The organism is Erwinia sp. AnSW2-5 (assembly GCF_045107195.1).
In the GTDB taxonomy this organism is placed as follows: domain Bacteria; phylum Pseudomonadota; class Gammaproteobacteria; order Enterobacterales; family Enterobacteriaceae; genus Erwinia.
Window position 1 is genome coordinate 1 of the sequence record NZ_JBJGXA010000038.1, and the last position, 26438, is coordinate 26438.

A 26438-nucleotide genomic window follows, 5' to 3' on the forward strand; every position below is an offset into this window, starting at 1 on the left:
GGTTTTAACATTCACAGCGAGCAAAGGTTCTGCGGGGATGGGGCCAGATTGAGGTAAGCCGGACGTCACGCGACAGGACGTCGCGTGCCGAGGCCCGCATGGATGCGGCCGTTGCCGTTCCGGCGTGCTCACACTGGCCCCGGACCTGAAGCCAGACTGCCAGCCATTCATTTTTGTCGGGATCCCTCAGAGGTCACCCCCTGTAATAGATGGGAAAGCGAAGATACGTGTAATGTTGAACTTTTTGGCTCAGGATTCAGCGAAATCCGTTAACACCTGGCCTTCCATCCGGTAGCGCACCCACTCATCCTGCGGTGCAGCACCGATGCTTTTATAGAAGTCGATAGCTGGCTGGTTCCAGTCGAGTACGCTCCACTCCAGGCGACCGCAGCGGCGTGCCACTGCCAGCTGGGCAATATGGCGCAACAGCGCTTTACCGGCTTTCTGACCGCGAAAACGGGGGCTGATGTAGAGATCTTCCAGATAAATACCGTTTTTACCCAACCAGGTGGAGTAGCTGGTAAAGAACACTGCGTAGCCTGCCGCCACACCATCCACTTCGCAGATCAGCGCTTCGCTGTTGGAATCATCGGCAAACAGTGAGGTTTCAATATCCTGCTGGCTGGCGACGACTTCGTGCAGCGCTTTCTCATAGTCGGCCAGTTCGGCGATCATCGCGAGGATCAGTTTAGCGTCCTGACGCTCGGCGCGGCGGATAACCATTGTCATAAAAAACTCCCTGGAGCTGTCTGTAGAGGGCCGCCAGCATACCCGTTCAGCTTTGCTGAATGAAGTGCATTATCCTCAACCCCAGCATTTCATTTACCCGTGCCTATAACAGGCGGAAACCGACGCATGCACAGACTGGATTTCTTCTTCGGCACGGAAAGACCACGAGATATAAGAAGCGACATCAACGTCAGGCAGTCGCTGTTGAATGTTGACCAACAGAGAGGTGACAAATGCCATATCATCGTGACGCGAGGTAAGATTTGAAGTCAACAATGAAACATGCTTATCACTCGTAATATATTGACTGAGTGCAACAAGCAATTTCCGACGAAAAGCACTTCCCTGTGGCGTAAGAGCATCATCTTTATCATGCCCACTGCTGGCGTAAATAATATTTTTCAGTATGTTTTCGTATTCGAACAGCGCCAGAATAAACACAATAAAATCGTCTGGAATATCTTCAATCTTGTAGGAGCGATAAATCATATTTTCTATGACATCTGCAAGCAACGTGATAAAGCCCACATTTTCAGCGTGATATTTTGCTATGCAATTGGTCAGTATAATGAACTTTTCACGGTCTAACTGAAACCCGCAAAATGCATACACGGCTAAGCGGTCAGAGTCTCCTGATGCTATTTTCTGAAAAGCAATATCCACTAACTGGGTAAATTCCCGTCCAGAAAAAACGTCAATAATGCTGACTTCAGCATAATGAAGCGCACCCTGCATTAATAACTGACAGGTATTGTAATCACCGGAAAGCGCTAATACCCGTCTTACCTTGAGCTTTATCTCCACATACCGATCGTTGTCTTCCATGCTGCGCAGCACGGTAATCAGTGGAAGGGGTATATTTGTACAGTGATGCTGAACCAATGCGGTAAGAATCACAGAGATAGCATTGACCTGAAGCACAGAGTCACTCATCAGCTCGGGTAATTCAGCAACGATCTGATCCTGCATTCCCTGCGTCAGGTTTCCCACCATGTCATACTCACCGTGATGCTCAAGACGCTGTAATGCCAGACGAATATCTGAGGCCGCACTCAAATAGAACAGCCCTTGCGCTAAATGGCCGATCACCGCTTCACACGTATCAGAAAAGATTTCCTCATTGCTGAAATGAGAAATCAAAAAGTCAAAGCCGTCTTTTTTGTCTTCCTCAATTTCCCTTAATATCACCCATTTCCAGGGGGTACTGATAAAATTAGGCGCATATACAGGGGTGAGCCAGTGTTTGGTTCGCCAGTCGTAACCGCTCTCATTTTTTGCCAATAGCCACAACATCTCACGCCGTTGGCTATGCGACCAACGTTTGTCCGCCAGAAGCTTCAGTAAATCAAACCCGGCAACCTCTAATACGCTGTTAGACTGGTCCGATTCCTGTGCCATCTCTTTTATCAGTTTTTCGGCAGCATGCAGATGCGGTAGCTCAGCAATGACGTGACACAGCATGGCCAGCAGCTCACTGTTTTGGCGGTTTTTCCAGTGCTCTATTATCTGCTGCATCCAGTCAATCACGACGTCTTGCTGAGTCTGTGCATCCTGTTCCAGCCTGGAACGTAAAGCCCCAAGCTTGAGAGGAACTTCGCAAATCTGATCCAGTCTGCGCAGTTGCTCTCCAATATCAATATGCTGGCCCTGAAGGTATTCAGAGACACTGTCAGGTTCAACACGTACCGTCCCATTTTTCTCAGTCAGTACATTGCATCGCATCGCCGCCTCGAAACATTCGCGGTCCTGATTCATCAGGTGGTTATACTGCGTTTTTTCCAATACTGCCGCAGATGCAGATTCAAGCGCTACACCGACGACTTCTTCAACAAAAAAAGCGACCCTGCTTTTCAGTAATCCACCGTGCCCGGCAATATCATCAATCAGATGATCGGTGTACCGCGAGATAATTTCCGTCTGCGACAGCGCGTTGTCGTTATCCGTTAAGTTAAGGTTATGACAAAACATCATCATGCCGGGATGGCGATAACAGGCAAGCCGTGGATTTCCCAGCATCAGCGCCACCTTTACGGCTTCAGCCTCGGTGAAATCATCTACCGTCACAAAAGACTGGTTTTCTTTTTTATAGAGGGTCTCATTTTTAAAAAAGCGACTGAGCGAAGACAAACTTTCAGGACGCGTGGTCAGAATCAGTTTATTTTTTGTCGTCACAATTTCATTCAATGTGCGTTCGAACCAGGTTCTTAATCGCGGTATCATGGCAACGGGAATACGGTCAAGTCCGTCAATCACCACCACTAAAGATTGCTGAAGCAACCAGTCGTGAATATCACCCGCCGTTAAAGAGAGGGCGGCTTCGCGCATATGCTGCATGATAAGGCGGTTGAGCGATGCAAACAGGCTGGTGTCATGCTCAGAAAGATAGTCGCCATGAATGAGCACATAGCCTTGTTTCTGTAACACACGGCAGGTATCTGTACACCATGATGTTTTCCCTTTACCTGATTCTCCGCTGAAAATCAGCACCTGACTTTCCCCGGCAATAAAAGTAACGACTTCAGCATCCATTGTGGTACGCGGGAGATAGATGGCATCAGCATGGTGTAACGCATATTGCAGCTGTGACTGGTTCAGATATTCGGCGCCTTCGCGAATCGCTGCGTGAGGCGTTGGGGCGTAAGTCACTATCATTTTCTGCTGCGCCAGCTCGTGAAATAACTCTTCACGGGTGTAACTTAAGCGCTCTGCTGCGGCTTTGGCACATAACTGAATCAATACCGTCCAGACGCCCGCAGGATTCTTGGTCTGCAGGTCGCTTCGCAGACGCTTAATACAGTCAGTCTTATCGACATCATTAATTCGGGGATCGATAACAAAAATGCGGGTATGCATCAGAAAGTGACAGAATTGCTGTTCATTGAGGGGGTGACCGCTAAGCCGCCAGGCATTTTCAACGTTGTCTCTGAAATACTGCCAGACGTTGATTTCATCCTCAGACACAAACTCGCTGACGACGTCATGAAGTTTAGCGGGGGTGAAGTCAGGCATTTTACAGCGGTTTAAAATTCGTGTCAGATGATCGCGAATAATGGCCGAGGCATAGTGATCGGTCGCGATAATCAAACGATCTTCGCCGTGGTTAAAAGAAGATGAGTGAAACTCCCCAACCAGTTGAGCGACCGCTTTCTCAAACTCCTTGCCCTTTTTCAGCGCATGTTTAGCCTGAAAACACACCCGGCCGCCCGTCGACAACTGCAGGACAATATCATCAATTTCGGCGAGCGATGACTGGCAGGTGATGCACGTGATGCAGCAGTCCTGAGAAAGCCCCCAAGGCAGGTCAGCATACTTGCCGAGCATATTCACCGCAGCCCATGCAGCAAGAGAGGCTGCATAGCCGGAGCCAATATCATTACCGCTTCCGCCTGCAGCCCCGCTGCCTTTTTTCTTTTTTGCCTGAGATCCGCTCATGCCATTTCCCGCCAATACATTGATTAGCGTAGTTTATCCTTTAGGAAATAACTTGTCATGACGGATTAGATTTCTGGGCTGAGTTCCCGGCGCGATTCGCTGTAACGGTTCGGCCGTGCAGGAATATCCAGACGCTCGCGCAGCGTGCTGCTGTCATCCTGATGCCAGTAACCGCGCGCTTCGAGGATCGGCAGCACATAGCGCACCACATCCTCCAGCGCTTCATTCAGCACCGGGCCGCAGATAATAAAGCCACTGGCTCCGCCCTGTTCCACCCAGCGAATAAAGGTATCGGCCACCTGTTCCGGCGTGCCGAAGAACTCGCCTTTTGGCAGCGTGGTGCGGAAAGCGACTTCACGCAGCGTCAGCTTTTCTTCTAGTGCCAGGCGTTTGATCTGATCGGTGGTGGAGCGGAAACTGTTTTCCCCCAGGCTGCCCAGTTCAGGGAACGGACCATCAGGATCGTACTGGCTGAAATCGTGATGGTCGAAGAAGCGACCAAGGTAGTTCAGCGCCTGCTCCAGTGACAGCAGCGACAGCAGATAGCGGTACTTCTCTTCCGCTTCCTGCTCCGTTGCGCCGACAATCGGGTTGATACCGGGGAAAATCCCCACCGGATCTCGTCCCTGCTGCTTCACCTGCTGATTGAGCTGCGCCGCATAGGCTTGTGCCTCTTCCAGCGAGCGGGCATTGGTGAACACCGCATCCGCCGACGCCGCCGCCAGACGAATGCCCGACTCCGAGGCGCCCGCCTGGAAAATCACCGGCTGGCCCTGAGAGGAACGCTGAATATTCAGCGGGCCTTCTACCGAGAAGTGTTCACCCTGATGATTGAGTTTATGCAGTTTCTGCGCATCAAAGAACTCGCCGCTCTGCTGGTCGCGAATAAACGCGCCCTCTTCCCAGGAATCCCACAAGCCCTGCACCACCTCGATATACTCACGGGCAATCTGATAACGCTGCCCGTGTTCAGGATGATCTTTACCAAAGTTACGCGCCGATCCCGCCAGCGGCGAGGTCACCACATTCCAGCCCGCGCGACCGTTACTCAACAGATCGAGCGATGCCAGCTGGCGTGCCACGGTAAAGGGATCGCTGTAAGAGGTAGAGATGGTTCCCGCCAGTCCGATACGTCGGGTAACCGCCGCCAGCGACGACAGCAGCGCAACCGGCTCAAAGCGGTTCAGGAAGTGCGGCAGTGACTTTTCGTTAATATGCAGGCCGTCGGCAACAAACAGAAAATCCAGCCCGGCCTCTTCCGCCTGATGCGCTAGCTGGTGATACCAGTTGACGTTAACACTGGCGTCGGCGGGCACGCTGCGATGCCGCCAGGCGTTCATAAAGCCACCTGCGCCCTGTAACATCAGGCCGAGTTTAATCCGTTGTGGGGTGTTCTGGCTCATGGGTGTTGCTCCCTGTTCGATGGAATATGACGCCAGATTTTCATAAAACCCCGATGGATTTAAATACCAATATCCGCTTTGTAATGCCGCTTTATGGCAAATCAGGTGACGCCCCGTTGCCGGTGTGGCAAGAAGTTCTCATTTTCCTGCATCGGGCAGAGGCGTATGATGTGGCACTTTGGTTATACAAATGTTGTTTGCCTGTACCTTATTCGGATACCTTCGCTATGATCGTTCGCCCCTATCAACACTGGTTCCCGCGCCTGTTCTCCTGGCACGGCGCGGTGTTATCAAAAATCCTGTTCCGCCTCAGCCTGAATCTGATGATGGCCATCTTCGCCGTGATCTGCTTTCAGTGGTACGAAGCGCTGGGCATTCGCCTGACGACCGCGCCCTTCAGCCTGCTCGGCGTGGCGATTGCTATCTTCCTTGGTTTCCGTAACAGCGCCAGCTACGCACGATTTGTTGAAGCCCGGACGCTGTGGGGAGGATTGCTGATCGCTCAGCGTTCCCTGTTGCGCCAGGCGAAAGGCGCCTTGCGGCGTGACCCGGCAGCAATACGCGAATGGGGTGGTCTGCTGATGGCGTTTAGCTGGAGCCTGAAACATCAGCTACGCGGGTCGGATGCCAGCGAAGATATCCGTCGGCTGGCGCCAGAAAGCGTGCGCGAACAGGTGCTGGCAAGTCCGTTTCGCGCCAACCGGTTGCTGTTGTGTATGGGGGCATGGCTGGCGGACAGACGGGATGAAGGGGCGATTTCCGACCTGCTGTATAACGGTATGGATGCAAACCTTAATGAGCTGGCGCATATTCTCGGCGGCTGCGAACGTATCAGTAATACGCCGATCCCGTTTGCCTACAGCCTGATTGTGCATCGCACTGTCTATCTGTTCTGTACCCTGTTGCCGTTCGCACTGGTGGCGGACCTGCACTATATGACGCCGCTGGTATCGGTGTTTATCTCTTACACCTTTCTGTCGCTGGAATCGCTGGCTGAAGAGCTGGAAGATCCTTTCGGCACGGCCGCGAACGATCTGCCACTGGATGCTCTCTGTAACACCATTGAGCGCATCCTCAGCGAAATGAACGATCTGACGCCGCTGCCCGCCGCCCATCAGCCGGATGCGCGTTTCAATCTGATTTGATGGCTTTCTATCTAATGGGGCGCAGTCGATACAGGGTCGCCCCGCTTTACCGCTAGTGCGGCTTCACCGCCGGTACAAAACGCGCAATCACCAGGCTCATCACCGCAATCACCGTCGATACCGCAAACACCCAGTGCAGCGAATGCGCAATTTCACTCAGCATCACCTCCAGAGTGGCGGCATCAATCTGCTGTCGCTGAACGTGTGACATCACCTGTTGTACCGGATCGTTATCGCCAGGCAACCGCAGCAGCAAATTGTAATTCAGCACCGCGCCCATCACCGCGGTTCCCAGCGCCGACCCCAGCATACGACTGAACATAATCGAGGCGGTGCAAATGCCGCGAATGGCAAAGTCGGCGGTGTTCTGGACTGCGATCAGGAACGTGGTGCTGGTCATGCCCATGCCGGTGCCAATGACAAAAGCAAACAGCCCGGCGTGCCAGACCGGGCTTTCCCGATGCAGCGTCAGTAACAATCCGGTACCGACGATCAGCAAGACGGAGCCAAGCAGCGCGGTGAATCGGTACGATGTGCGCTGCATCAGACGCCCGCTGAGCGTACTGGCCAGCGGCCAGCCAATCGACATCATCGCCAGCGCGCTGCCCGCCTGAAGCGGCGTTCCGCCATTAACCCCCTGGATCCAGGTGGGCAGAAAGGCACTGATGCCCATCATCGCCGCACCAATCAGCAGATTTCCCGCGTTACCCGCCAGCAGTGTGCGGCTGCGCCAGATCGCCAGCGGAAACAGCGGTTCGCTGGCCCGACGCTCGTGCCGCAGCAGCGCGGTCCCGGCCAGCACGGCCAGTATCAGCAGTGCGACGACAAACGTTGTGCCAAGCGCTTCCGCCTGCAACAGCGCCACCAGCAATGCGCTGACCGTCAGCATCAGCCATGCACTGCCTGCCAGATTGAGCCGATGCGGGCTGCGTTCTTTCGATTCAGGGAAGAAACGCGCCAGCAGCAGCATCGACACAATGCCGATGGGCACATTGACCCAGAAGATCAACGCCCAGTTAAAGTGCTGCACCAGCCAGGCCCCGGTCAGCGGCCCGACAATCGCCGCAATGCCCCATACGCTCGACAGCCAGCCCTGTACGCCCGCACGCTCTTTTGGCGGATAGACATCGGCAATAATCGTTGAGGTCAGCGGCATAATGGCCCCAGCCCCCAGCCCCTGGAACGCGCGGAACAGGATCAGCCAGCCCATATTAGTGGCGAAGCCACACAACACAGAACCGATGAGGAACAGCCCGGTGCCGATAAAAAACATGCGCTTTCTGCCCCAGAGATCCGCCAGTCGGCCGTAGATCGGCACGCTGACCGCCTGGGTGAGCAGATAGATAGAAAACACCCAGCCAAACTGAGAGAAGCCCCCCAGCTCGGCAATAATCGTTGGCATGGCCGTAGCCACAATCGTCACTTCTATGGCGGCCATAAACATCGCCAGCATTGAAGCGATCAGGATCCAGTGACGATGAGTCACTCGTGTCGCAATATGTTCCGTCATACATCCCCTTTCTGTCGCTCGTCCTGAAAGTGTGCATGATATTTCACAAAGCAGTTTCCGAATTGTGCTCAATCTTGTTTGTTACAACGTCACTTAATGTCGATGGTTTTTTGCATCGACCATTTCTCTTAGTTCAATCAATGAGTGATACGAATTCTGATCGGCAGGGCTGACCCGCTGTTTCGGTCAGCCCGCCAGGCGCGTACAGGCTAAAGATCCAGCGCGGTCAAATCCAGATAGTGCGCCAGATCGCGGCTCTCGGCACGTGGCAGATACGGCAACTCACCCAGCAGCGGAGCCGGGATTTTATCGCGCAGCACATCAATAATTTCCGCGTAATGTGCCAGCCCCGGATTGATGCGGTTCGCCACCCAGCCTAACAGCGGCAGCCCATCGTTGATCACCGCCTGCGCCGTCAGCAATGCATGGCTGATGCAGCCCAGTTTGATACCCACAACCAGTACTACCGGAAGTTGCTCCTGCACTACCCAGTCCGACAGCGGGCGCAGATCATTCATCAGGCTGCGCCAGCCACCCGTCCCTTCCACCACGATATAATCCGCATGCTGATCCAGCGCTTGCAGGCCGCTACTGAGCGCGGCATAGCTAATGGTTGTGCAACTGGTGCTGATCTCATCTTCCAGTAAGGTTACCGGATTAATGGCATGGTAAGGCAGCGGCACTGAAGAGGATGCCTGCAAAACCAGAGCATCTTTATTACGTGGCCCTTCTTCCGTTTGCTTGCTGCTTTTAGCGACGGGTTTGTATCCGACGGCCTGTTTACTCCCCGTTGCCAGCTTTTGTAATAACGCGCGCGACACCACGGTTTTACCGACTTCCGTATCTGTGCCGGTGACAAATAAACGTTTTAACATGGGATGACTCCGACAGGCACTGCCTGGCCTCATTGAGAATTTTCGTACTTGATGAATGAGCGAAAATTGTAGGGTAGTGCCGGATGCCGGGGATTGCGTTAGCGCAATATTTAGTGGATTTATCAGCCTTGTAGCAGTTTGATTAATAAGGAGCCGTTGTAGAGGGCATCCTTCACTAGCGCGGCACCAGGCATGGTGCCCATATTCACAAACTCAGTAGGCTCGACCTTGAGGTCAGCACTGTAGCGCGGTAATGCCTGCTGGCGAATGCAGTTGACGATAGCGGGAAACAGAATGCTTTGCGCCTGATTAAGCGGGGAACCAATCAGGATTTTTTGTGGATGGAAGAGATTGACCATAATGGCGAGAATACGCCCTACGCTGCTGCCCACGCCGGTGATGACATCGCAGGCGATGTGATCGCCGGCCAGTGCCGCCTCACAGAGTGCATCGATGGTCAGCGCCTGATTATGCAATGAAGATCTCATCGATGCCTGCATCCTCTGCGCCGCCAGCTCAAGCATATTGTCAATGCTGGCCACCGTTTCCAGACAGCCATGATTTCCGCAATAACAGCGTTTTCCCCAGGGATCGACCTGGGTATGACCGATTTCAACCAGCGAGCTGCGACCACCGTGCAGCAGGCGCCCACCGGTAATCACCCCGGCGCCCACATTATGATCAATCACCACCTGAAGCACATCGCTGGCATCGCGTGAGGCGCCAAACAGCGACTCCGCCATCGTCCAGGCACAGATATCATGCTGAATATACACCGGTAATCCGGTGTGTTCGGCAAGCACCGGGCCGAGCGGCATATCGTCAACGTCATAAAACGGCATACGGTGAACAATACCGGACTGGCTGTTCATGATGCCCGGCAGCGTAATGGCAATGGCCGTGAGGCGTTCGAGTTTATGCTGGTGGTGAATAAAGAACTGGTCAACTTGCTGGACGATACGCGTCAGCAGCGGCAGATCGGCCTCTGCAGGAAGGGGAAATTGCTCTTCAACCACCATTTTGCTGCTGAGGTCGCGCAGCGCAAGGGTGATCTCACCATTACCTATGCGGGCAGAAAGAAAGTGCCAGGCCTGGGTGTCCAGCACCAGGCCGACAGCCGGACGTCCACGACTGCCAGGGTCCTGAAATTCCGTTTCCTGCACCAGATGCGCTTCCAGCATTTCGCGCACAATTTTTGTGATGCTGGCCGGGGCCAGTTGCGCCTTTTTGGACAGCTCAATACGCGAGATGGGACCAAACCGATCGATCAGTCGGTACACCGCTCCGGCATTAGTCTGTTTTATCTGGTCAATATGACCAGGCTGACTATCCGCAATCACACCCCACTCCCACTTATCACCAGTCTAAAAAGGCGGTGCTGTCTGTTATTTTCACGCTTCAAAATAAAGCATTTCGCTCATGGTGAAACACTTATCAGATGGCGTCAAATATTTGATTCGATATGTGATTTGCCGCACATAAACAGCCGCTGAACGCTCATGTTTTCCGCTATTGCCGGGTTATTCCGGCAGTAACATCTTCATCATCGCGGCGACAACGGCCGGAACCTCACGCTGCTTTGACCACACCAGCCAGACCTCCGAACGTGCGTCCTGTTCAACCAGCGGGATCCACACCACATCGCTCAGACGCACGCGTCGGAAGGATGCCGGGAGAATAGAAACACCCAATCCGGTAGACACCAGGCCGATAATCGTCATCGCTTCCCCCACTTCCTGAGCGATATTGGGCTGGATATCATAGCGGCCAAGTAGCCCCAAAATTTCACCGTACAGCGCCGTTCCCACCTGCGGGTCAAAGAAGACAAAAGGCTCCTGCGCCAGATCGGTCAGGGCAATCTGCGTCCTGTCCGCCAGACGATGAGCGCGGTGGACCAGCGCATACATGGGTTCGCGCAGCAGCAGCTGATGATCGAGGTTTTCCGGCAGAAGAGTATTGCGCATCACCCCCAAATCAAGCCGCCCATCGCCGAGCGGGGCCAGTTGCTGGCGCGTATTGATCTCCTGCATCTGGATATGTACCGCCGGGAAACGTTGACGAAAGGTGAACAATGCATCGGACACGGCGGTGATAAACGGTGCGGATGACGTAAAACCAATACGAATTTCGCCTTCATCACCCCGATGTAGCCGGGCGGCTTTGTCGGCGGCCTGATCCACCTGTTGCAGCACCAGACGCGCATCCTGCAAGAACTGCTGCCCGGCCGCTGTCAGCTGTACGCTGCGGTTGGTGCGGGCGAAAAGACGTGCGCCTATTTCATGCTCAAGGATCTGGATCTGCTGGCTGAGCGGCGGCTGGGAAATATTCAGGCGCAGCGCGGCGCGGCCGAAATGCAGCTCCTCCGCCACGGCGATAAAGTAACGAAGGTGACGCAGCTCGATATTCATATTTTAAAAGTATCATTCGAGATTATTAATATATTAGACATCATAATCTGACTTTCTTACCCTTTACAACGTGAACTCCCTGAATATCTTTAAGGAACTGTTGTGAACCGCTCATCCCATGCCGTCAGACCGCCGTATTCTGCTGACCGTGCATCTCTTGCCATTACCGACCAACCCGTGGTCGATAAAAATCTCTATATAAAACGTGGTACACCTCAATTTATGCGCGTCACGTTGGCGCTATTTTCAGCCGGGCTGGCGACCTTTGCCCTGCTCTATTGCGTACAGCCGATCCTTCCGGTGCTGTCGCAGGAGTTTGGCGTTTCCCCGGCAGCCAGCAGTATCTCCCTGTCGATTTCGACCGGGATGCTGGCGCTTGGATTGCTGGTGACCGGCCCATTATCAGATGCCATCGGGCGTAAATCGGTCATGGTAACGGCACTGATGCTGGCCGCAATTTGTACCCTGCTTTCTGCGACGATGACCAGCTGGCACGGAATTTTACTGATGCGTGCGCTAACCGGCCTGTCGTTGAGCGGGGTTGCCGCCGTAGGGATGACCTACCTGAGTGAAGAAATTCACCCCAGTATGGTGGCGTTCTCGATGGGGCTGTATATCAGCGGAAACTCGATTGGCGGTATGAGCGGCCGCTTACTGAGCGGTGTGATCACCGATTTCAGCAGCTGGCGCATTGCGGTGATGGCTATTGGCTGTTGTGCGCTGGCCGCCGCGCTGATGTTCTGGAGAATTCTGCCCGCCTCGCGCCATTTCCGCCCGGCTTCGCTTAAACCGCGCAGCCTGATGATTAACTTCCGCCTGCACTGGCGTGACAGTGGTTTGCCGCTGCTGTTTGCCGAAGGTTTCCTGCTGATGGGGGCTTTTGTCACCCTGTTTAACTACATCGGCTATCGCCTGCTTGCACCGCCATATTCGATGAATCAGGCGATTGTCGGCCTGCTGTCGGTGGTCTATCTCACCGGTTCGTGGAGTTCGCCGAAAGCGGGGGCGATGACGGCTAAATATGGTCGTGCTCCGGTACTGCTGTTCTCTACCGCACTGATGCTGACCGGTCTGCTGATCACCCTTGCCAGCAATATCTGGTTTATTCTGTTGGGAATGATGCTGTTTACCGCCGGATTTTTTGCGGCACATGCCGTCGCCAGCGGCTGGATTGGTCATCGTGCGCGCCGCGCCAAAGGCCAGGCCTCTTCGTTGTACCTGTTCAGTTATTATCTGGGGTCCAGCGTTGCCGGAACGCTCGGCGGGGTGTTTTGGCATAATTTCGGCTGGCACGGTATTACGGCGTTTATTGCTGCGATGCTGGTGCTGGCATTACTGGCAGGACGCCGTTTACACGGCAGAAAACTGTAAATCCCGGCCATAGTCCCATTCCGCGCCGCGCCAGTGGTCGACCGAAACAGATGGTCGACCCCTGATGAATCCCCACAAAATAAGACCTGCATGACTTGTAGCTACCTGCTTTCCCGGTCGGCCAATGACACGGACCTGACATGGGGTGCTGGCCTGCTCGATGACCCAGGTCAACGTCAACACCCAACCCGAAAACAACTCAGGGGGCGTAGGGGCAGACCCTTTTTTTCGGTCTGCCCGTGATATTGAGCAGGGTGCCGACCCGGAGTGACGGGGCGATCGGAAAAGATGATCGCCCCCTACGCAAGATCGCAATGGCGTCGGGGTTTTAACATTCACAGCGAGCACTCTCTTGCGGGGATGGGGCCAGTTTGAGTTAAGCCAGACGTCACGCGACAGGACGTCGCGTGCCGAGGCCCGCAGGGATGCGGATTTTGCCGATCCGGCGTACTCAAACTGGCCACGGACCTGAAGCCAGGATATCAGCCACTATTTGTGGGGATCCCTCAGGGGTCGACCACGACAAAAAACAGTTCCCCATTTTCTGCTGCCTGACGCAAAAAACACCGTGGCTGATGTTCATCTCTGTTTTTTTCCTGCTATAGTCATTGGTATGTTGTAACTAATGGAGGTGGAATGCGTCATTACGATACTGTTGAGCAGCTTCATCGCTGTGTGGCCGATCTGGAGCAGGAGCTGGCAGCGTTACAGCAGCAGATCCTGAGTATGCGTCTGCTGGCTGCCAGGGTGTTTGAACTGCCCGAGGTGGAAAAAGGCAAGGAGCACGATCCCCTGACGCAGGTTAAGGTGGTCCAGCTAACCGGGCAGGCGGCATTACAGCGCTCGCTGACGCATTTTGGTCGTCTGTTTATGCAGCACCAGTCTGAAAAACTGAGCACTAAAGCGGCGGTGCGGCTTCCTGGTGCCGTGTGTTTAGAAGCCGATACTGCGCAGTCTGCCCTGCTCCACCAGCAGGTCGCCTCGATTAATCAACTGAAACAGCGGCTGGAACAGATCATCACAGTGGAATCTGGCCTGCCGAGCGAGGAGCGGTTCGAGTTTGTCCACCGCCATCTGCGCGGGTTGATTACCCTGAACGCGTACCGTTCGCTGACTCTGCTTGAAGCGCCAGATTCCGTCCGTTTTGGCTGGGCCAATAAGCATATTATTAAAAACATCCGTCGCGATGAGATGCTGGCAACGCTGCAAAAAAGCCTGAAAGCCGGACGTGCCGTGGCGCCCTGGACGCGTGAGCAATGGGCCGAGCGCGTGGCGGATGAAATCGAAGCGGTGAAGTCACTGCCCGCTGGCGCAGCGTTGAAGATTAAGCGCCCGGTGAAAGTGCAGCCGATTGCACGCGTCTGGAACAGCAGCGATCAGAAACAAACCCAGCTGGCCTGCCCTTCTCCACTGCTGGTGCTGTGCCAGGATGCCAATAGCGTACCGAAACTGGGCGAGTTGCTGAACTATGATGCGGCTAAGGTCAGCCATCGCTATAAACCCGATGCCCAGCCGCTCTATTTACTGATCCCACGTCTGCATCTTTATACCGACCGTCTGGTGTAGGTATAGCCGGGTTATTGATGCAGCGAGGCGACCGGGAAAGAAGGTCGCCTGTGCTGGTCGACCGAAACGGATGGTCGACCACTACGAATAATGGCTGTCTTGTTTTACGGGGGATACCTCATAGGTCGCCCCCTTTAACAGACGAACTTACACCTTCATGCTGCCGACCATCTCTTCCGGCCGCACCCAGGCATCAAACTCGTCTTCCGTCAGATATCCGAGCTTCAGGGCAGCCCCTTTCAAGGTCAGCCCTTCTTTATGCGCTTTCTTGGCGATTTCAGCCGCTTTATCGTAGCCAATATGGGTATTCAGCGCCGTCACCAGCATCAGGGATTCATTCAACAGCTGGCTAATACGATCGCGATTTGGCTCAATACCGATGGCGCAATGGTGATTAAAGCTGTCCATGCCATCCGCCAGCAGACGTACCGATTGCAGGAAGTTATGGATCACCATCGGTCGGTATACGTTCAGCTCAAAGTTACCGGATGCCCCACCAATATTGACCGCCACATCGTTGCCCATCACCTGGCAGCACAGCATGGTCATGGCTTCACACTGCGTCGGGTTCACTTTGCCTGGCATGATGGAGCTGCCCGGCTCGTTTTCCGGGATAGCGAGTTCCCCGATGCCGCAGCGCGGACCGGATGATAGCCAGCGCACGTCATTGGCGATTTTCATCAGTGATGCCGCCAGGCCCTTCAACGCACCGTGGGCATGCACCAGCGAATCACAGGTGGCCAGCGCTTCGAACTTATTCGGTGCGGTGACAAAAGGCTGTTTCGTTAACTCCGCCAGCTCTTTGGCAACGCGGACGGCGTATTCCGGGTGCGTATTCAGGCCGGTACCAACCGCCGTGCCGCCCAGTGCCAGCTCGGCCACATGCGGAATACTCTGTTCAATATGTTTCAGGCTGTGGCTTAACATCGCTACCCAGCCGGAGATCTCCTGGCCGAGCGTCAACGGTGTGGCATCCTGCAGATGGGTACGTCCGATTTTAACGATATCTTTATAGGCTTCGGCTTTTTCATGCAGCGTCTGTTGCAGCACTTTCAGCTCAGGGATCAGGTGTTCCTGCACGGCCACCACCGCCGCCACATGCATCGCCGTCGGGAAGACATCATTAGAACTCTGGCTCTTGTTCACATCGTCGTTAGGATGCACAAGGCGGGACATGCCGCGCTCGCCACCGAGGATCTCGCTGGCACGGTTCGCCAGCACCTCGTTCATATTCATATTGGTTTGCGTGCCAGAACCGGTCTGCCAGATCGCCAGCGGGAACTCTCCCTGATGCTTGTCGGCCAGCACTTCATCGGCCGCCTTGATGATCGCGCCTGTGCGGTCATCCGGTAACAGACCCAGGTCATTATTGACTTTTGCCGCCGCACGCTTGGTCAGTGCCAGCGCATACACCAGTTCGACAGGCATTTTTTCAGTGGAGATACGGAAATGTTCCAGAGAGCGCTGCGTTTGCGCACCCCAGAGTTTGTCGGCAGGGACATCGATCGGTCCCATTGAGTCTTTTTCAACGCGGTTCGCAGCCATTTCTGTCTCCTTGAGCACAAACATATGAATATTATTGGCGCTTATTAGATACTTTAGATCAATAAGCGCGGCGATAGTCTGACATACACCAGGTTACGATTATGCGACTCATTCGCGTTTATTGCATCCCGATTGTCTTTCCCCTGTGCTTTTCTGCTTTAATATGGCGAGTAACCAGTGAATAACCAGGGATATATGATGCAAAAATTAATCAATTCGCTGCAAAATTACGCATGGGGCAGTAAAACCGCCCTCACAGAGCTGTATGGGATCGGTAATCCGTCGCAGCAGCCGATGGCCGAATTATGGATGGGCGCGCACCCGAAAAGCCCATCGCAAATCAGGGTCGACGGCAAACCGCGCTCGCTTCGCGATGTGATCGATGCTGACCAGCCTGCGCAATTAGGCGCCGCAGTGGCACAGCGTTTTGGCGAGCTACCCTTTTTGTTTAAGGTACTGTGCGCTGAACAGCCGCTGTCGATTCAGGTGCATCCGAGCAAAGCGGCGGCCGAAATTGGCTATGCACGCGAAAATGCCAGCGGTGTTCCGCTGGATGCCGCCACGCGAAACTATAAAGACGCCAATCATAAACCGGAACTGGTCTACGCGCTGACGCCGTTTAAAGCGATTAACGGCTTCCGCCCGCTGTCTGAAATCGTCTCGTTACTGCAGCCGATCGCAGGCGCTCATCCGGCCATTGCCCATTTTCTGAACACGCCAGACAGCACGTCACTCGCGGCGCTGTTTTCCAGCCTGCTCTCTATGCAGGATGAAGAGAAATCCCTCGCGCTGGATATCCTGCGGGCCAACGTCGCCAACCAGTCCATTGAACCCTGGCAGACCATCGCTGAGATCGCCGACGTTTATCCTGATGACAGCGGCCTGTTTGCCCCGCTGCTGCTAAACGTCATCACGTTACAGCCGTCTGAAGCCATGTTTTTATTTGCCGAAACACCGCATGCCTACCTGCACGGTGTGGCGCTGGAGGTCATGGCAAATTCAGACAATGTGCTGCGTGCCGGATTAACGCCAAAATACATTGATGTCCCGGAGTTGCTGCACAATCTGCGCTTTGATTCCCGTCCGGCAGACAGCCTGCTGACCACCCCGGTACAGCAGGGAGCAACGCTCAACTTCCCGATCCCGGTGGACGATTTCGCCTTTGCGATCCACTCGCTGACTGCCGTTCCGTTAACCGTCAGCCAGCAGAGTGCAGCGATTATCTTCTGTATTGATGGAGAAGCGCTATTGAACTGTGGCGAACAGACGTTGTCATTAAATGCAGGTGAGTCAGCATGGATCACTGCCAGTGAGTCTCCTGTGACGCTAAGCGGTGCTGGCCGTGTGGCCCGTGTCTATAACGATCTGGCGAATTGCGGCTGACGTCAGCAAGCATAATTGCTAATATTATCCGGGAATTATCAAAAACGCCGTCATGGCGTTTTTTATCGCCAAAGGGTTACCAGCAGGATCTGAACGGGTAAGCCCGTCTTCGTGAACAGAAAAAGGACGCTATAACAGATGAAAAAAACAAAGATTGCCGTGGGTGTAGTGATTGCTCTTGGCGTGGTCTGGACTGCGGGTGCCTGGTTTACTGGCAAGCAGTTGGAAAAAAACATGGACCAGCTGGTTCAGCAGGCTAATGCGCAAATCCAGAACACGGCACCGGAAAGCCGCATGAAGTTGAGCTATCAGGATTTCCAGCGTGGCGTGTTCAGCAGCCATGCACGCTTTGTCTTACAATCGAGTTCACAAACCGAAGATAATTCTATTCTGAAGCCAGGTCAGAGCATCATTTTCAGTGAAAATATTGATCATGGCCCTTTCCCGCTGGCCCAGCTGAAAAAATTCAACCTGATGCCGAGCATGGCCTCCGTTCATAGCGAGCTGGAGAATACCGAGGTGGTGAAAAAGCTGTTTGAAATCACCAAAGGTCAGTCCATCGTGCAGGCTGAAACCCGCATCGGCTACGGCGGCGGAACCGATTCAGACATTCGCCTGTTACCCGCCGATTACAGTAATGCGCAGACCGGTGAGCGTTTTGCCTTCAATGGCGGCACTCTGAAGGTGAGCGCCGATGATAAAGGCGATAAGGTCAACTTTAGCGGCGATATCGACAGCCTGGTGATGACCACCAAAAACGAGCTGGATATGCCCGTGCTGTTTACCATTAACGGCCTGAAAATTGATGCCAATACCCACCTCAGCCCCGAAGGACTTCGCATCGGCGATCAGACCATCAATCTGAAAAAGCTGAGCGCAGCGGTGGAAGGGAAAGAAGCAATGGTCGCGGAAGGACTGAACGGTAAGTCCAGTTTCGACTCTACCAACAACCGTGTTTCCGGCCTGATTGACTACAGCTTAGACAGCCTGAAATTACAGGGCCAGCCTTTTGGTCAGGGCAAGTTGGCGATTAAGCTGGATGGCTTCGATGGCAAAGCCGTCAAGACCTTCTCTGAAACCTATAACAGCCAGGTGCATGCGCTGACCAACGATCCGGCGATACAGGAAAACCCTGAGCTGTATCATCAGCGCGCCAGTGAAATGCTCACCGCTAACCTGTCGCTGCTGTTGAAGGGCGATCCGTCCATCAGCATTGCGCCGTTTAGCTGGAAAAATGACAAAGGGGAAAGCACTTACACCCTGAATGCCCAGTTCAAAGATCCGTCTGCGGCTACGGCTCCTGCGCAGAATCTGGGTGAGCAAGTGGACAGTGTGTTGAAAACGCTGGATACCAAACTGGCTATTTCGATGCCAATGGCGACCGAAATGATGACGCATGTCGCTATGGGTGAAGGCTACAGTCAGGAAGATGCGACGAAGCTGGCTGACCAGCAGGTGAAAGGTCTGGCAGCAATGGGGCAGATGTTCAAACTGACCACGCAGCAGGATAATAACATCACCATCGGCCTGCAGTATGGTGCGGGTCAGATCACCATGAACGGTGAGAAGATGCCGCTGGAGCAGTTCCTTTCCCGCTATATGCTGGGCGGCGGAGCGGTACCGGACGGTATGCCGCAGTAAGTCATATCACTGTGATAAGACAATCAACGGGCCGCTATTGCGGCCCGTTTTATTTACAGCGTTTGAGGATCTGACTTCAGCAACACATCTTCGCCGAAATCAGGCAGCGTATGCTGACGCAGATAGTTGGCAAAGGATATCCGCGAATTCTCAGCTTCCCAGGCTGACTGCAACTTCTCAAGCAGGTCGGTGGTTTTTGATGTCTGTTCCGGCGTCGTGGTATCAGACTCCAGCCACCCTTTCACATACTTCTGCACCCGCGTAGAGGTACTGGCCGACTGATCAAGCGTGGCCGACACTAACGCCCCTTTGCGATACTGCACCTCGGTGGTGCTTTCCGCCTTATCGTCAATCTGCGTGTAGACGTAGTTCTGCGAATTGCGATCGGTCGTCAGATTAAGCTGCAGCCCGGCGACCAGCGATTTGTGATAGCTGGCCGTTAAATGCGACTGCTGCTTCTGGGTGATATTGCGGTTCTGGTCACTGGTGCCGGTAAGAAGGCTGACCTGCGAGACCTGATACGAGAAGGAGTCGATCTCATTCAGCCGCATCGGGTTCGGCGTTCCCGGCGTTTGCGTTACAGAGGCAGTGAAATCCGCCAGTCCGGTCAGCATGTTTTTATCCGAGCGCGTCAGTGAGATGTAGGTTGTTTGCTGTCTGCTGTTGGCGGCGGGCGTCGTACTGTAATTGCTGTTCAGCGCCGTAAAGGCATCTTTGAACAGGGTCATCAGCGTACTGTCGCCCTCGCCCCGGCTTTGCGCCCGGTCAAACTGCTTCAGATACTGGCTCAGTGCCCGCTGCTGCTGGCTTTCGTTGCCGAGAATAGCGCGCTTGCTCATATCCACGCTGATATCGATGGTGCCGAGCGTGCCGGTGGATTTCACCGAGCGCGTAGTGTTGTCGGCATGGAAATTGAGCGTCATCGCGTTATTTCCCGTCACCTTCGCGCTCAAGTCGACAGAGGTCAGTACTGCACTGTTGAATGTGGTCAGCCCGCTGAGATCAAGACGCGGTGGTTGCCCTGTCAGCCCTTCCATCGCCTTATTAAAACCGTCCGACAGTTTTTCCAGGGCGCTGCGTTCAGCCTCACTCAGGTTGCCCTGTTTGACCGTGATCTGAATTCCTGAGCCATCCGTCGCCTGCGACAGTTCAACCAGCGCACCGCTGGCGGTTTTCACGCTCAGGGTGCCCTGATTATCCGCTTGAGACGGTACGGTGGGCAGACTGGCCAGCGAATAAACCGGTGCGGCAGTGACAACCTGCCCCAGGGTCACCAGGGTTGAGGGGGTAACGGTGGTTTGTAACGTGTCTACCGCCGCAGCGGTGGTGGCCAGTTTCGTTGCGCCTGGCAACGTATTCACTGACAGGTTTCCAACAGAAGAAATAACCGTCATTGCGTTCAGTCCCTTGGTCTTACGCCGTAGCGTCACAGTAAAAGTGGTACTTCTGATGCTATTTTCGGCAAAATCTCAAAAGGCTTTAGTAAAAATATGACAAACCGTGCCTCAAAGCCTGATTAATCAGCAGTTGATTGCGGCAAACGCCTGTTGTTGCGCAATGTAGTGGCATAGTTGCGCAATAAGTTTTTATAATGTTCCGCACTTCATTAAAAAAACAGAGAGTGCCGACATGATCGATTCCCAGCTTCCCCTCACCGACATTCACCGCCATCTTGACGGCAATATTCGCGCACAAACCATCCTCGATTTAGGTCGTGAGTTTAATCTGACGTTACCTGCCAGCACGCTGGAAACCCTGCGCCCGCATGTGCAGGTGATTGAAGCCGAGCCTGATCTGGTCAGTTTCCTCAATAAACTGGACTGGGGCGTGAAAGTGCTGGGTTCTCTGGATGCCTGCCGCCGGGTGGCGCTGGAAAACGTGCAGGATGCGGCACGTGCCGGTATTCACTACGCTGAACTGCGCTTCTCCCCCGGCTATATGGCAATGACGCACAACCTGCCGATTGCAGGTGTGGTTGAAGCCGTGATCGACGGGATTAAAGCGGGTTGCAGTACGCACAACATTGATGTGCGTCTGATTGGCATTATGAGCCGTACCTTTGGCGAAGAAGCCTGCCTGAATGAGCTGAACGGCCTGCTGGCACACCGTGACAGCATTACCGCCCTGGACCTTGCCGGGGACGAACTTGGTTTCCCTGGCAGCCAGTTCCTCAGCCACTTTACCCGCGCCCGTGATGCCGGTCTGCGCATCACCGTACACGCCGGGGAAGCCGCAGGGCCGGAAAGCATCTGGCAGGCGATCCGTGAGCTGGGTGCAGAGCGTATTGGTCACGGCGTAAAAGCGGTGGAAGATCCGGCGCTGATGGACTTTATGGTGAAACACGGGATTGGCGTAGAGTCCTGCCTGACTTCCAACATTCAGACCAGCACCGTCGCCTCACTGGCGCGTCACCCGCTGAAAGCGTTCCTGGAACACGGTATCCTCGCCACCATTAATACGGATGACCCGGCGGTTCAGGGGATTGAGATTGGTCACGAGTACAGCGTGGCAGCGCCAGCGGCGGGTCTGAGCCTGGCGCAGATGCGCACCGCGCAGGAGAACGGATTGAAGATTGCGTTCCTCAGCGATGCCGAGAAAGCGGCGGTACGCGGACGCGTGGCGGCGTAAGCGGTTAAAACGGGTCGATCGGAAAGGATGATCGACCCCTACGGGATCGTGTAGGGGCTGACCCTCTTTTTCGGTCAGCCCGTCTCACCATTAACTCGTTATTTCAACGACATTGTCTGACGTTTTTCTGCTGATTGCAGGCCAAGCTCAATCAACTCCATCACCTGAATCGCCTCTTCCGCTTTCACCGGATTTTCCCCTGTGCCGTTCACCGCATCACGGATCGCTGCATAGTACGCCGGATAGTTGCCAGGAATAGTCAGCAGCGTTTTCTCTACCATCACATCCCCATCGGCCAGCGTCAGGACGCCGTCACGCATATCGTAGCCCCAGTCTTCCTGCGGCGGTCGCGCACCGGACTTCAGGCTGTCTTCCTGCGGGTCGAGACCATATTTCACATAGCTGCCTTTGGTGCCGTGGACAAGGTAACGCGCAGACTCGGCGGCGACCAGCATACTGCCGTGCAGCACCACGCGGCGCTGTGGGTAGATCAGCGTGGCGTGGAAGTAGTCGGTCGTCACTGAACCCGCACGCAATTCGGCAGTATCCACATTGATCGCCACCGGGGAACCAAACAGCTGTAAAGCCTGGTCGATAACATGAGGCCCCAGATCGTACCAGATACCGCTGCCCGGCACTTTCTGTTCACGCCAGCGCTGCTGCACCTGCGGGCGGAAACGGTCGAAGTGTGACTCGAAATAACGCACATCACCCAGCGTGCCCTCTGCCAGCAGCGCTTTAACCGTCAGGAAATCACTGTCCCAGCGGCGGTTATGGAACACCGACAGCAGCAGACCTTTGGCCTTCGCCAGGGCATCCAGCTCGCGCGCCTGTGACAACGTCACGGTAAACGGCTTATCCACCACCACGTGCTTACCGGCAGTGAGCGCGGCTTTGGCTAACGGGAAGTGGGTATCGTTGGGGGTAGGAATAACAATCAGCTGTAACGTGGGATCGTCAAACAGCGTCTGAGGATCGGACACCACCTGCACTGACGGCCAGTCAGCATGGACTTTGGTCGCATCACTGCTGGAAATGGCGGCCAGCTCCATCGCTGAGGTGCCGGCAATCAGCGGAGCATGGAAGGTTTTACTGGCAAAGCCGTAGCCGACCAGGCCAACTCGAATCTTGTCACTCATTTTAATCCCTCTCGTGGTTACTCGTTGATTTAATACGATCAACCCATTAACCACAAGAAGGATTTGACCGGATTACGCCTCCTGGGCACGTCGGGATAAATGCCAGGTTTCCTGAGCAACCAGCGCATCATGGGCATCCAGGCTGCGACGACGGAAGTCACTGGGGCTGACACCCGCCCGTTTACGGAACACGCGCGAGAAGTAAAGCTGATCGTCATAGCCCACTTCACGGCCAATGCTGGCTATCGGTTCCTGCGTGGTCTGCAACAGCAGTTTAGCGCGGATCACCCGCTGGTCTTCACGCCAGCGCAGCAGATTCACCCCCATTTGCTCACGGAACAGATGCGCCAGCCGCGACGGTGACAAACAGACATGCTTAGCCACCTCTTCGATTTTCACCTCAGCCGCCAGGTTGTTGGTGACATACTGGCAGGCTTCCACCACACGCGCATCGCGCACCTGCTGCTGGCTGCGCGGATCTTCCTGCACCGCCCGCAACAGCAAGCGCTCCAGCAGGTTCATTGCCAGCTCTTCGGCAAACGGACGGCCGGAGTTATGGGTATGTTCGATATTGGCAAACAGACGGTCAAATTCACCGCGCAATGACTCCGGCAGGCGTAAACGCCCCACGCCCTGCGCTTCATCCTGCCACTCCAGCCAGTCACTCCAGTAAGCGCGCGGCCGGAAGTAGACCCAACGGTGATACCAGCAGTCGCTGTCCGGCAGACGCCCGTAATAATGCGGCGTTTTTGGCTGGAACAGCAGCAGGTCGCCAGGTTCACAATCGAAGGCCGCTTCACCGTCAAACACCCGCCCGCGCCCTTTGATGGTCAGGTTGAGAATGTAGCCTTTCATGCCGTGCGGGCGGTCGATAAAGAAATCGAGCGGCCCCATCGCATTAATCGGCGTCAGCCCCGCCACCAGCCAGGCACTAAACGGATAGCCGGGAAGTAGCGGGTTAGATTGCGCCACGGGCGCCAGACGATGATACATAACGCCTCCTGTCAGACCGCTTTCGCTTTTTGTTTGTAACGGTCGAAAATCACCGCTGCTAACAATATCAAACCGCGTACCACGTACTGTGAGAAAGGCGATATATTGAGTAAATTCATCGCATTTTCCACTGTTCCGAGGATCAGTACCCCGGCCACCACATAAGAAATTTTACCAATGCCGCCCTTCAGGGAAACACCGCCGAGCACACAGGCTGAGATGACGATCAGCTCATAGCCCAGTGACGTCATCGGCTGACCGCTGGTCATACGCGACGCCAGGATAATCCCGGCCGCCGCCGACACCAGGCCGGAAAGAATAAAGATGATGATGCGGGTGCGTACCACCGGCACACCGGCCAGACGCGCCGCTTCTTCATTGCCGCCAATGGCCAGCGTGTTACGGCCAAAGGTGGTTTTGTTCAGCAGGAAGGCAAACAGCGCCAGGGTAATGATCGTCAGCCACACCGGGGCGGGAACGCCCAGCCAGCTGGCATATCCCAGGGCAAAGAAGCGCTCATCCTCGATACCCACCGCTTTACCGTCCGAAAAGATATACGCCAGACCGCGCACGATCTGCATCGTTGCCAGCGTGGTGATCAGCGCATTGATCTTCAGTTTGGCAATCACGAAACCGTTGACGAAGCCGCAGGCCACGCCGAGTAACAGCCCGGCGAGCACCCCGATCCACAGGCTTTCGGTCATGTTGATCACCACCGAACAGACCACACCGGCGCAGGCAATCACTGACGCGACCGACAGGTCAAAGTCGCCGGAGGCGAGGCAGAACAGCATACCGCAGGCCACCATGCCGGACATCGACATCGCCAGCCCTAAGCCTTTCATATTGATGATGGAACCGAAGTTAGGCACAAACACCGTGCAGGCAATAAACAGCGCGGCAAACACCACCAGCATACCGAAATTGTCCCAGACCCGGCTGAGACTGAAGCGCGATGGCGCAGCGGGTGTAACGGATGAGGTTGTTGACATAGGTTTCTCCTGCATATTCAGGCCACGTGTGTGGCAGGTTTGGCGGTTTTTGGCATCGCCAGACTCAGCGTCAGTGCTTCTGTGGCGTCGTTATGATCCAGCTCTCCGGCGATTTCGCCCTCCCGCATCACCAGAATCCGGTCGGCCAGCCCCATGACTTCCGGCAGATCACTGGAGGCAAACAGCACGGCAATCCCCTGGTCGGCCAGCGCGTAGATCAGCTGATAAATTTCGTTTTTCGCACCAACGTCAATGCCGCGCGTCGGTTCATCCAGCAGGATGACTTTCATCTCTTCGGACAGCCAGCGGCCAAGGATTGCCTTCTGCTGATTGCCCCCGGAGAGGTTCATAATCAGCTGGTCTGCCGACGGGGTTTTGATATTGAGCGAGCGGATATGCACCCCGGCGTTACGGGTTTCCCAGCTTTTGTCGATCAGGCAGCCCGCCTTCAGGTTATTGCGTCTGGCGCTGATATTGATGTTGTCGCGGACTGAATGCACCGGGATGATGCCATCGGCCTTGCGATCTTCCGGGCATAGCATAATACCGGCGCGTATCGCTTCAATCGGCTCCTTAATCTGCAGTTTTTTGCCATCCAGCCACAGTTCACCGCCGATCAGGCGCGTGGCACCAAACAGCCCTTTCATCAGTTCACTGCGCCCGGCCCCCACCAGGCCAAACAGCCCGACAATTTCCCCTGCACGCACGCTGAATGACACCGGGCTGCGCACGCCTTTGGCCTGCACATTGTCCAGCTTCAGTCGCACATCGCCCTGCGTGCGCGGCCGGTAACCGTAGATGTCACCGATTTCACGCCCGACCATCGCCTGCACCAGTTCATCGTTGCCGGTGGTGGCCATATCGGTAAAGGTGCGCACGTAACGGCCATCTTTAAACACCGTGATGGCATCGCTGAGGGCAAAAATCTCCTCCATGCGATGGGAGACATACAGCACCACGCGGCCGTCGGCACGCAGCTGGCGGATCACGCGGAACAGCTGATCAATTTCCCGCGCCGAGAGCGAACTGGTCGGCTCATCAAAGGCGATAACCTGCGCATCACGCGTTAACGCTTTGGCAATTTCCACCATCTGCCACTGCCCTAGGGAGAGGTATTTCAGCGGCATATCCGGGTCAATATCCATGCCGAGCGTTTTCAGCTGACGCGCCGCTTCTGAGCGCAGGCGCGAGCGATTGACCAGCCCGGCACGCTGTGGCAACTGGCCTAAGAAGATGTTTTCTGCCACCGACATTTCCGGCACCAGATGGAGTTCCTGATAAATAATCGCCACCCCGGCGTTGAGCGCATCGGTGGTGTTCTGGAAATTAACCGGCTGGCCCTGCAGGCGAATCTCACCGCCGCTGGCCTGATAACTGCCGCTAAGAATTTTGAGCAGCGTCGATTTCCCGGCGCCGTTTTCCCCCATCAGGGCATGCACTTGCCCGGCATAGCAGTCAAAACTGATGTCCTGGAGCGCCTTCACGCCGGGGAAGGTTTTACTGATGCCGTGAAAGCTGAGGTACGGTGGTTGCGAAGTCATGGTGTCTCCTGCAGCGAAAGCATTCGGGCGAGGCATGCCTCGCCCCTACGAGTTACCGTTTTTTTTGTAGGGGCCGGGCATGCTTTACCTCTAAGGGTTACCGCGTTTTTGTAGGGGCCGGGCATGCTTTACCTCTA

General features: G+C 54.9%; 19 protein-coding genes. 6 read left to right on the top strand and 13 right to left on the bottom strand.

Going from position 1 to position 26438, the window contains the following annotated elements:
- Nucleotides 1-249: 249 nt before the first annotated feature.
- From ACFL9S_RS21325 to ACFL9S_RS21335, 3 genes are all read right to left on the bottom strand, one after another.
- Entirely contained in the window at nucleotides 250-729 is a 480-nt protein-coding gene (locus tag ACFL9S_RS21325) for a GNAT family N-acetyltransferase (protein WP_405263861.1), read from the bottom strand.
- A 93-nt stretch (nucleotides 730-822) separates the two neighbouring features.
- Complete coding sequence (locus tag ACFL9S_RS21330) at nucleotides 823-4161, bottom strand: NACHT domain-containing protein (protein WP_405263862.1); 3339 nt, start codon at nucleotides 4159-4161, stop codon at nucleotides 823-825.
- A gap of 65 nt (nucleotides 4162-4226) precedes the next feature.
- A complete protein-coding gene (locus tag ACFL9S_RS21335; RefSeq protein WP_405263863.1) occupies nucleotides 4227-5564 on the bottom strand; it encodes an LLM class flavin-dependent oxidoreductase in 1338 nt (445 codons plus the stop codon).
- Nucleotides 5565-5791: 227 nt separating this feature from the next.
- On the opposite strand from ACFL9S_RS21335, the gene ACFL9S_RS21340 reads away from it, so the two are divergent.
- Complete coding sequence (locus ACFL9S_RS21340; RefSeq protein ID WP_405263864.1) at nucleotides 5792-6709, top strand: bestrophin family protein; 918 nt, start codon at nucleotides 5792-5794, stop codon at nucleotides 6707-6709.
- A gap of 52 nt (nucleotides 6710-6761) precedes the next feature.
- On the opposite strand, the gene ACFL9S_RS21345 is transcribed toward ACFL9S_RS21340, so the two are convergent.
- The 4 genes from ACFL9S_RS21345 to ACFL9S_RS21360 all read right to left on the bottom strand — a co-directional run bounded on the left by ACFL9S_RS21345 (nucleotide 6762) and on the right by ACFL9S_RS21360 (nucleotide 11502).
- Nucleotides 6762-8219 (bottom strand): MDR family MFS transporter, encoded by a 1458-nt coding sequence (locus tag ACFL9S_RS21345; RefSeq protein WP_405263865.1) that lies wholly within the window; start codon nucleotides 8217-8219, stop codon nucleotides 6762-6764.
- Between the two features lie 209 nt (nucleotides 8220-8428).
- Entirely contained in the window at nucleotides 8429-9094 is a 666-nt protein-coding gene (bioD, locus tag ACFL9S_RS21350; protein WP_405263866.1) for a dethiobiotin synthase, read from the bottom strand.
- Nucleotides 9095-9216: 122 nt separating this feature from the next.
- The gene (locus ACFL9S_RS21355; RefSeq protein WP_405263867.1) at nucleotides 9217-10434 is read right to left on the bottom strand and encodes an ROK family protein; all 1218 of its coding nucleotides are present in this window, start codon (nucleotides 10432-10434) and stop codon (nucleotides 9217-9219) included.
- Between the two features lie 180 nt (nucleotides 10435-10614).
- Nucleotides 10615-11502: a LysR family transcriptional regulator gene (locus ACFL9S_RS21360; RefSeq protein ID WP_405263868.1), complete on the bottom strand. Its 888-nt coding sequence runs from the start codon at nucleotides 11500-11502 to the stop codon at nucleotides 10615-10617.
- 162 nt (nucleotides 11503-11664) lie between these two features.
- Between ACFL9S_RS21360 and ACFL9S_RS21365 the strand changes: the two genes are divergently transcribed.
- Together ACFL9S_RS21365 and tus are read left to right on the top strand one after the other, a co-directional pair.
- Nucleotides 11665-12873, top strand: a complete 1209-nt coding sequence (locus ACFL9S_RS21365; RefSeq protein ID WP_405263884.1) for an MFS transporter — start codon at nucleotides 11665-11667, stop codon at nucleotides 12871-12873.
- Between the two features lie 636 nt (nucleotides 12874-13509).
- Nucleotides 13510-14439: a DNA replication terminus site-binding protein gene (tus, locus tag ACFL9S_RS21370; protein ID WP_405263870.1), complete on the top strand. Its 930-nt coding sequence runs from the start codon at nucleotides 13510-13512 to the stop codon at nucleotides 14437-14439.
- A 147-nt stretch (nucleotides 14440-14586) separates the two neighbouring features.
- Here the strand turns inward: tus and fumC are convergent, their stop codons facing one another.
- A complete protein-coding gene (gene fumC / locus ACFL9S_RS21375; protein ID WP_405263872.1) occupies nucleotides 14587-15984 on the bottom strand; it encodes a class II fumarate hydratase in 1398 nt (465 codons plus the stop codon).
- Between the two features lie 198 nt (nucleotides 15985-16182).
- Here fumC and manA point away from each other — a divergent pair, with 198 nt between their 5' ends.
- A complete protein-coding gene (gene manA / locus ACFL9S_RS21380; protein WP_405263886.1) occupies nucleotides 16183-17367 on the top strand; it encodes a mannose-6-phosphate isomerase in 1185 nt (394 codons plus the stop codon).
- A 138-nt stretch (nucleotides 17368-17505) separates the two neighbouring features.
- On the top strand, nucleotides 17506-19008 hold the full coding sequence (locus ACFL9S_RS21385; protein ID WP_405263874.1) for a YdgA family protein: 1503 nt from the start codon (nucleotides 17506-17508) through the stop codon (nucleotides 19006-19008).
- Nucleotides 19009-19061: 53 nt separating this feature from the next.
- Here ACFL9S_RS21385 and ACFL9S_RS21390 read toward each other — a convergent pair whose 3' ends face one another.
- Entirely contained in the window at nucleotides 19062-20402 is a 1341-nt protein-coding gene (locus ACFL9S_RS21390; protein ID WP_405263875.1) for a hypothetical protein, read from the bottom strand.
- 235 nt (nucleotides 20403-20637) lie between these two features.
- Here ACFL9S_RS21390 and add point away from each other — a divergent pair, with 235 nt between their 5' ends.
- Nucleotides 20638-21636 carry an adenosine deaminase gene (gene add / locus ACFL9S_RS21395; RefSeq protein ID WP_405263877.1) on the top strand — a complete coding sequence of 333 codons (999 nt, stop codon included), beginning with the start codon at nucleotides 20638-20640 and terminating at the stop codon, nucleotides 21634-21636.
- Between the two features lie 98 nt (nucleotides 21637-21734).
- Here add and ACFL9S_RS21400 read toward each other — a convergent pair whose 3' ends face one another.
- The 4 genes from ACFL9S_RS21400 to araG all read right to left on the bottom strand — a co-directional run bounded on the left by ACFL9S_RS21400 (nucleotide 21735) and on the right by araG (nucleotide 26301).
- On the bottom strand, nucleotides 21735-22775 hold the full coding sequence (locus ACFL9S_RS21400; RefSeq protein ID WP_405263878.1) for an oxidoreductase: 1041 nt from the start codon (nucleotides 22773-22775) through the stop codon (nucleotides 21735-21737).
- A gap of 72 nt (nucleotides 22776-22847) precedes the next feature.
- Nucleotides 22848-23768 carry an arabinose operon transcriptional regulator AraC gene (araC, locus tag ACFL9S_RS21405; RefSeq protein WP_405263879.1) on the bottom strand — a complete coding sequence of 307 codons (921 nt, stop codon included), beginning with the start codon at nucleotides 23766-23768 and terminating at the stop codon, nucleotides 22848-22850.
- Nucleotides 23769-23779: 11 nt separating this feature from the next.
- On the bottom strand, nucleotides 23780-24760 hold the full coding sequence (gene araH / locus ACFL9S_RS21410) for an L-arabinose ABC transporter permease AraH (protein ID WP_405263881.1): 981 nt from the start codon (nucleotides 24758-24760) through the stop codon (nucleotides 23780-23782).
- Nucleotides 24761-24777: 17 nt separating this feature from the next.
- Nucleotides 24778-26301, bottom strand: coding sequence for an L-arabinose ABC transporter ATP-binding protein AraG (araG, locus tag ACFL9S_RS21415; protein WP_405263883.1), 1524 nt, complete (start codon nucleotides 26299-26301; stop codon nucleotides 24778-24780).
- Nucleotides 26302-26438: the final 137 nt, after the last annotated feature.

Excerpts from the sequence above, each read along its gene's own strand:
- ACFL9S_RS21335 (WP_405263863.1), bottom strand. The coding sequence starts at position 5,564 with ATGAGCCAGAACACCCCACAACGGATTAAACTCGGCCTGATGTTACAG.
- araH (WP_405263881.1), bottom strand. The coding sequence starts at position 24,760 with ATGTCAACAACCTCATCCGTTACACCCGCTGCGCCATCGCGCTTCAGT.
- ACFL9S_RS21385 (WP_405263874.1), top strand. The coding sequence starts at position 17,506 with ATGAAAAAAACAAAGATTGCCGTGGGTGTAGTGATTGCTCTTGGCGTG.
- ACFL9S_RS21400 (WP_405263878.1), bottom strand. The coding sequence starts at position 22,775 with ATGAGTGACAAGATTCGAGTTGGCCTGGTCGGCTACGGCTTTGCCAGT.
- tus (WP_405263870.1), top strand. The coding sequence starts at position 13,510 with ATGCGTCATTACGATACTGTTGAGCAGCTTCATCGCTGTGTGGCCGAT.
- bioD (WP_405263866.1), bottom strand. The coding sequence starts at position 9,094 with ATGTTAAAACGTTTATTTGTCACCGGCACAGATACGGAAGTCGGTAAA.
- ACFL9S_RS21345 (WP_405263865.1), bottom strand. The coding sequence starts at position 8,219 with ATGACGGAACATATTGCGACACGAGTGACTCATCGTCACTGGATCCTG.
- araC (WP_405263879.1), bottom strand. The coding sequence starts at position 23,768 with ATGTATCATCGTCTGGCGCCCGTGGCGCAATCTAACCCGCTACTTCCC.
- ACFL9S_RS21330 (WP_405263862.1), bottom strand. The coding sequence starts at position 4,161 with ATGAGCGGATCTCAGGCAAAAAAGAAAAAAGGCAGCGGGGCTGCAGGC.
- ACFL9S_RS21390 (WP_405263875.1), bottom strand. The coding sequence starts at position 20,402 with ATGACGGTTATTTCTTCTGTTGGAAACCTGTCAGTGAATACGTTGCCA.
- fumC (WP_405263872.1), bottom strand. The coding sequence starts at position 15,984 with ATGGCTGCGAACCGCGTTGAAAAAGACTCAATGGGACCGATCGATGTC.
- ACFL9S_RS21360 (WP_405263868.1), bottom strand. The coding sequence starts at position 11,502 with ATGAATATCGAGCTGCGTCACCTTCGTTACTTTATCGCCGTGGCGGAG.
- ACFL9S_RS21325 (WP_405263861.1), bottom strand. The coding sequence starts at position 729 with ATGACAATGGTTATCCGCCGCGCCGAGCGTCAGGACGCTAAACTGATC.
- manA (WP_405263886.1), top strand. The coding sequence starts at position 16,183 with ATGCAAAAATTAATCAATTCGCTGCAAAATTACGCATGGGGCAGTAAA.
- ACFL9S_RS21340 (WP_405263864.1), top strand. The coding sequence starts at position 5,792 with ATGATCGTTCGCCCCTATCAACACTGGTTCCCGCGCCTGTTCTCCTGG.
- add (WP_405263877.1), top strand. The coding sequence starts at position 20,638 with ATGATCGATTCCCAGCTTCCCCTCACCGACATTCACCGCCATCTTGAC.
- araG (WP_405263883.1), bottom strand. The coding sequence starts at position 26,301 with ATGACTTCGCAACCACCGTACCTCAGCTTTCACGGCATCAGTAAAACC.